Below are 5,946 nucleotides of genomic sequence, written 5' to 3' on the forward strand. Positions count from 1 at the left end.
AAAATATGGTCGCCAACGGATCATGCGTCATTCAGATGATGTGCGATCTCGTAGACGGCAAGGGCGATGCGTCCATCATCGAAAAGCGCCTAACGACGCACGATAGATTTAAAGACAAGATCGAATATATGCCTATCGACGAGAAACTCATCCCGCCCGGGCCGCTTACCTTTACGCTAAATATCATGAAATACGTAAAAGACGAGAAGCTGGCCGACGACTTCGCGGACTTCGTCTGCTCCGTGGAGGGGCAGGGAATTTTCGAGCGACACGGCTTTACCTCCATCCATTCGGCGCGCGGGCTTGAACTCATAGAAAGGTTTGGTGTAAAAGATGTTTAGTATCGTAAATATGGCAAAGATGAAAAAAGTCTCTAGGCTAACTAAAATTCGTCGATTGGTGCAGCTGATTTTTATCGGCGCGATCGGGCAATGGGCGTATTACGGAATTTTCAGATGCCCTTTTATCGTACCTTTCGTAAACTGCCAATCCTGCCCGATAATCACGTGCTGGGGGCGGATCGCGACCGTCTTTTTCGGATTTTGGCTATTTATCCCCGTGCTAGTTATTTTCCTTGGGCGCGCGTTTTGCGGCTGGCTTTGCCCGGGCGGATTCGTAAATCAAATGCTCGGCAAATTTGCCGCCTTTAAGCTCAAGCTAAAAAATAACAGGAAGCTGCGATATGCGCAGATAGGCATGGTTTTAGCCGTATTGCTTAGCGCGGGCGTGTATTTTATCTACGGCAACCCCCGCGTTATGATCCCTATCCGCACCAGCGACGAGTATCTAAACGCCGTTATCATGTCCTTTAAATTTTCCGACTGGTACTGGGCGGTTCGCACTGCCGTAGTCGTGGCCCTCATCGCCGCATCCTTGATCGTCGCAAATTTATGGTGTCGCTTTGCCTGTCCTAGCGGCGGCATAATGGAGCTGCTGCGTAAAATTTCAATATTTCGCGTTTATAAAACGAGCGCCTGCGATAACTGCAACGCCTGTTTGCGCAAATGCGAAATGGGCACGAGACCGGACGAGATGAACTGCACGAACTGCGGCGATTGTATGGATGTTTGCCACGCGGACGCCATAAAATTCGGAAGGAAAAAAGATTGATGAATTTTTTCGCCAAACCCTCCTTCGACAACCACCCCTGCTTTAGCAAAAAAGCGTCCGCGAGCTACGGGCGCGTGCACCTTCCCGTAGCGCCGCATTGCAATATCCAATGCAATTTTTGCAACCGCATCTACGACTGCGCCAACGAAAATCGCCCCGGCGTAACGGGGAGGGTGCAAAGCCCGGACGAAGCCGCGCTATACGTGGAAAATCTATTTAAATTTAGACAAGATATCTCGGTCATCGGTATCGCAGGGCCCGGAGATCCTATGTGCGATGCCGACAAAACTTTGTCTACCTTTGAAAAATGCAAAGCCCGCTTCCCTCGCGCCCTGCTTTGTCTGTCCACAAACGGTCTAGCTCTGCCCGAGCACGTGGATGATATCGTGCGCATCGGCGTGAGCCACGTGACGGTAACGGTCAATGCCGTAACGCCCGAAGTGGGCGGCAAAATTTATGCCTGGGTACGCCACGGAAATAGAATTTACCGCGGCGAAGAGGGTGCTAGAATTCTTGGGGCGCGCCAAGAGGAGGGAATCCGCAAGCTAAAAGAAGCCCGCATGATCGTAAAGATCAATACGGTCGTAATCCCGGGGGTAAATATGGATCACGTCCCGCAAATCGCGAAAAAAGCTAAGGAGTGGCAAGCCGATATCATGAACTGTATGGCGATGATCCCCGTGCATGATACCCCTTTTGCAAATATCAAATCGCCCTCGAATGAAGAAATTCGTAGCATGCGAAAGCTCATTGGTGGCTCAATGGCGCAGATGACTCACTGCAGCAGATGCCGCGCCGACGCATGCGGTAAGCTTTGCGAGAGATAAAGACCTGCTTTTAGCGGGTCTTTTATCCGGCGCAGAATACACTCTCATAGCGAACGTAAAATTTTATGAAGAGATTTAAATTTAGAATTTGTCTAAATTTAGAACTAGCAAGCAGCCGATAAGCGGCTTTTTGGCTGCGGCGGTTTTTTAAAATTTAAAAACAATTTTTAAATAATATTATTTTGCTTTTATTTAACTTTGGGTATAATTTTCCCAAAATTAGGCATCAAAAAAAACCGTATAACGGTAAAATAAAGGAGACATCATGGAAAACGTTTCAAGACGTGATCTGCTCAAAATGAGCCTAGTTGGCGCGGGTGCTTTAGCGCTCGGCTCCGTAAACGCAAACGCTGCGGTTAACGCTAAAGACGTCAAATTTGACGAAGAGTGGGACGTAGTTATCGTTGGTTCAGGCTTTGCCGGACTTGCGGCCGGTATAACAGCAGCCGAAAAAGGCAATAAAGTCCTAATCCTAGAAAAGATGGGACGCGTCGGCGGTAACTCCGTTATCAACGGCGGAATTTTTGCCGTTCCAAACAGCGACAAACAAAAAGCCGAAGGCATCAAAGATAGCAACGAGCTATTTATCAAAGACTGTCTAAAAGCCGGCCGCGGCCTAAACCACGTAGATCTAATCGACACCATCGCTACTCGCGCGCAAGACGCATATAAACTAACTCTAAAATGCGGCGCTAAATACATAGATAAAGTTACTCACGCAGGCGGACACAGCGTACCTAGATCGCTTCAAACAGCTAACGGCTCAGGCTCAGGTATCGTTCAGCCGATGGTAGAATACTTTAAAAACCTACAAGGCTGCGAGCTAAGACAAAGAGCTAAATTTGACGAATTCGTCCTAGGCGAGGACGGCGGCGTGGACGGCGTGATCATCAGAGAGGATTATAAATTTGATCCAAAGAGCCAAAAAGACGACGCCGAAAACACCACGGGAACTAAAAAGACGATAAAAGCTAAAAAAGGCGTAGTACTAGCAGCGGGCGGATTCTGCCGCGACGTATTCTTTAGACAGGTTCAAGATCCATCTATCCTACCAACCACAGATAGCACAAACCACCCGGGCGCAACAGCGGGCGCTATGAAAGAGGCGTTTAGGATCGGCGCTACTCCAGTGCAGCTAAGCTGGATACAATTTGGTCCATGGGCATGCCCTGACGAAAAAGGCTTTGGCGTAGGCTCTATGTTTAACGTAAACGGAAGCTTCCGCTACGGAATTTCAGTCGATCCAAGAACAGGCAAACGCTATATGAACGAGCTAGCAGACCGCCGCACCCGCTCTCAAGCTATGTTTAAAGTAATCGACGCAAAAGCAGATATCTATCCTATCAACTTCTGCGATAGCGATGGCGTAAAAAATATGGTCATACCTGAACACTACACCAAACCGCTAGAATCAGGCGTACTAAAGAAATTTGAAACTCTAGACGAACTAGCGGCTTTTTATAAAATCCCTGCCGCAGAGCTAAAAAAGACCGTCGAGAGATATAATAGCTTCGTTAAATCAGGTAAAGACGAGGACTTTGGCAAACCTATGGATAAAACCACTACAAACGGCGTAGATATCTCTAAACCGCCTTTCTACGCTATGCGAGGTACGCCAAAACTCCACCACACTATGGGCGGTATCGATATCAATACCAAAGCCCAGGTTATCTCGCTACAAACAGAGATGCCTATTCCTAGACTATTTGCCGCAGGCGAGATCACCGGCGGTGTACACGGAGCTAGCCGCTTAGGTAGCGTGGCGATAGCTGACTGCTTAACGTTTGGTATGATAGCCGGTGAGAATATAGGCTAATTTGCGGCGTCTTTCGGACGCTTTTTGCAGATTTTGTTAAAATTTGACTTGATAGGCTATATGCCTTATCTTCGTCAAATTTTAACTTCTTCTGCTTGCAGCTGCGAGCTTGCGAAGCAGAAAACCCCAAAAATCGCCTCGAAATACTTGCAAATATTATTTAGTATCGCAGGTTAAATTTAACCTGCGATACTTTTAAATTTAAAGTCAAATCTATAAAATTTACTCCGCTAAAATTTAAACTCGCAGCGCGATAGCGCCAAATAAATTTAAACCTGCGCGCAGGCGCCACAAATATAATGCTTAGAAAAAAGAGAACTGTTTTAGAAATTTTAGCCAAAAGTACGCTGCGCACAGCTCAAAACATAAAATTTAAAATAAGCCGTTTTCGATATAATTTTCAAAAATTTCGGAGCGGAAAATGGGTAGAAAAGAGCTTCTGGGCGGCGCAAAACGTATCGTCGTAAAAATCGGTACTTCAACGCTTACCAATGCGGACGGTTCGCTAAATGAGCGGCTCATCAAAAGTCTAGTCGCACAAATTTGCAAGCTAAAAGATGCGGGCTTTTGCGTGGCTTTGGTAAGCTCGGGCGCCGTGGGCGCGGGCATGGGGCTGCTAGGCATCGCGCAAAGACCCAAAATTTTAAGCCGCAAGCAGGCTCTGGCGGCGGTCGGGCAGGTCGCGCTTATGCATCTTTACGAGCGGCTGTTTTGGGCGCATGACCGCATTATCGCGCAGCTGCTGTTAAGCCGAGGCGATTTTAGCGACAGGGCGCGCTATCTTAGCGTGCGAAACGTCTGTGCGGAGCTACTCTTGCGCGGCATCGTGCCGATCATAAACGAAAACGATCCCGTCGTAGCAGATGAACTGAAAGTGGGCGACAACGACACGCTAAGTGCGCTAGTAGCGGGGCTAATCGATGCTGATCTGCTCGTGATTTTAAGCGATATCGACGGGCTGTACGACAAAAATCCGAGCGAGCACGCGGACGCAAAACTTTTAAGCTTTATCGAAAAAATCGACGAGCACGTCGTCAAAATGGCAGGCGACGAGGGCAGTAAATTCGGCACAGGCGGCATGGCGACCAAGATCGCGGCGGCGCAAATGGCAAATCAGATCGGCACTAGTCTGATCATCGCAAACGGGCGTACGGACGGAATTTTGCTTAAAATAGCGGCGGGCGACGAGGTCGGCACCCTCTTTAGCGCGGGCGCAGCGCGGCTTAGCTCGCGTAAATACTGGCTCGCATACGGCGCGATTAGCAAAGGCGCGGTGATTATCGACGCGGGTGCGGCAGAGGCGATAAAATCGGGCAAAAGCCTGCTTGCGGTCGGGATTGCAGAGGTGCGCGGCGAGTTTGAGCGCGGCGAGATCGTAAACGTCTACGCGACCGACGGCAAGCTGCTGGCGCACGGCATTAGCAACTATTCAAGCTGCGAGCTTGCGCGCATAGCGGGCGCAAAAAGCGATGAGATAGAGCATGCTTTAGGCTACAAAAGCGACGATGACGCGATACATGCGGATAATATCGCGCTGCAATGAAATTTTAGCTGTGTTCGCGCGTTTAAAATTTTAAACGGAGGACGTAGATGAAAAAGATTATATTTTTTGCGCTACTTTTGACGGGCGCGGCGTGGGCGTGTAAAGAGGCAAATCCCGCTAGAATTTTTATAGAGGCTAACGACGAGGACCTAGGCGGCACGCTAAACCGCACCGAGTGGGAGAAAGCGGTACCCCAAAGAATATCAAGCTAAAATTTACGGCGCAAGACGCGGCGTGGACGGCAAAATTTGACGAACCGGACGCCGATAAAAACGGCGAGCTAGACGTTCTTGAACTGCGCGGATATGAGCCGGCGGATTACGTAAAAGTGCTATGCGCGAATTGAAATGAGAAGGTTGGGCGTAATGCCCGGCGATGACATAAGAAAATCCGAAATAAAATGACCCAAAGCGCGCTAAATTTAAACCGCCGTGCGGATAAAAATAAGACGCGCAGGAATTTTAGACGCGATATAGGTGCTGTTCGCAGAATTTTGATACAAAGCGTGTGATTTGTTTTATAGATTAAGGAGCGAAAATGAACGAAATTTTAGAGATCTGTAAGCGCGCAAAGGCTGCTTGCGGCGAGCTTTTGAGACTTGGTAGCAAGGCTAAATTTGAAATTTTAAACGCAGTAGCAGACGAGCTGCT

General features: G+C 48.5%; 7 protein-coding genes. All 7 read left to right on the forward strand.

The window, feature by feature from the left end; genetic code table 11:
- Positions 1-341, forward strand: a 341-nt coding sequence (locus Q0256_RS10995) for a substrate-binding domain-containing protein (protein ID WP_297963058.1), incomplete at its 5' end; no start/stop codon positions are given.
- Positions 334-1,110 carry a 4Fe-4S binding protein gene (locus tag Q0256_RS11000; protein ID WP_297963060.1) on the forward strand — a complete coding sequence of 259 codons (777 nt, stop codon included), beginning with the start codon at positions 334-336 and terminating at the stop codon, positions 1,108-1,110. The genes Q0256_RS10995 and Q0256_RS11000, both read left to right, overlap by 8 nt.
- A complete protein-coding gene (locus tag Q0256_RS11005; RefSeq protein ID WP_297963072.1) occupies positions 1,110-1,937 on the forward strand; it encodes a radical SAM protein in 828 nt (275 codons plus the stop codon). Before Q0256_RS11000 ends, Q0256_RS11005 begins: the two co-directional genes overlap by 1 nt.
- Positions 1,938-2,202: 265 nt before the next feature.
- Entirely contained in the window at positions 2,203-3,753 is a 1,551-nt protein-coding gene (locus Q0256_RS11010) for a flavocytochrome c (RefSeq protein ID WP_297963064.1), read from the forward strand.
- A gap of 421 nt (positions 3,754-4,174) precedes the next feature.
- The gene (proB, locus tag Q0256_RS11015) at positions 4,175-5,296 is read left to right on the forward strand and encodes a glutamate 5-kinase (RefSeq protein WP_297963067.1); all 1,122 of its coding nucleotides are present in this window, start codon (positions 4,175-4,177) and stop codon (positions 5,294-5,296) included.
- A 47-nt stretch (positions 5,297-5,343) separates the two neighbouring features.
- Positions 5,344-5,508, forward strand: a complete 165-nt coding sequence (locus tag Q0256_RS11020) for a hypothetical protein (RefSeq protein ID WP_297963070.1) — start codon at positions 5,344-5,346, stop codon at positions 5,506-5,508.
- A complete protein-coding gene (locus Q0256_RS11025; RefSeq protein WP_297963071.1) occupies positions 5,472-5,642 on the forward strand; it encodes a hypothetical protein in 171 nt (56 codons plus the stop codon). Before Q0256_RS11020 ends, Q0256_RS11025 begins: the two co-directional genes overlap by 37 nt.
- Positions 5,643-5,946: the final 304 nt, after the last annotated feature.

Origin of the sequence: uncultured Campylobacter sp., assembly GCF_937949835.1 — a bacterium.
Lineage (GTDB): Bacteria > Campylobacterota > Campylobacteria > Campylobacterales > Campylobacteraceae > Campylobacter_B.

Excerpts from the sequence above, each read along its gene's own strand:
- Q0256_RS11000 (WP_297963060.1), top strand. The coding sequence starts at position 334 with ATGTTTAGTATCGTAAATATGGCAAAGATGAAAAAAGTCTCTAGGCTA.
- Q0256_RS11005 (WP_297963072.1), top strand. The coding sequence starts at position 1,110 with ATGAATTTTTTCGCCAAACCCTCCTTCGACAACCACCCCTGCTTTAGC.
- Q0256_RS11010 (WP_297963064.1), top strand. The coding sequence starts at position 2,203 with ATGGAAAACGTTTCAAGACGTGATCTGCTCAAAATGAGCCTAGTTGGC.
- proB (WP_297963067.1), top strand. The coding sequence starts at position 4,175 with ATGGGTAGAAAAGAGCTTCTGGGCGGCGCAAAACGTATCGTCGTAAAA.
- Q0256_RS11020 (WP_297963070.1), top strand. The coding sequence starts at position 5,344 with ATGAAAAAGATTATATTTTTTGCGCTACTTTTGACGGGCGCGGCGTGG.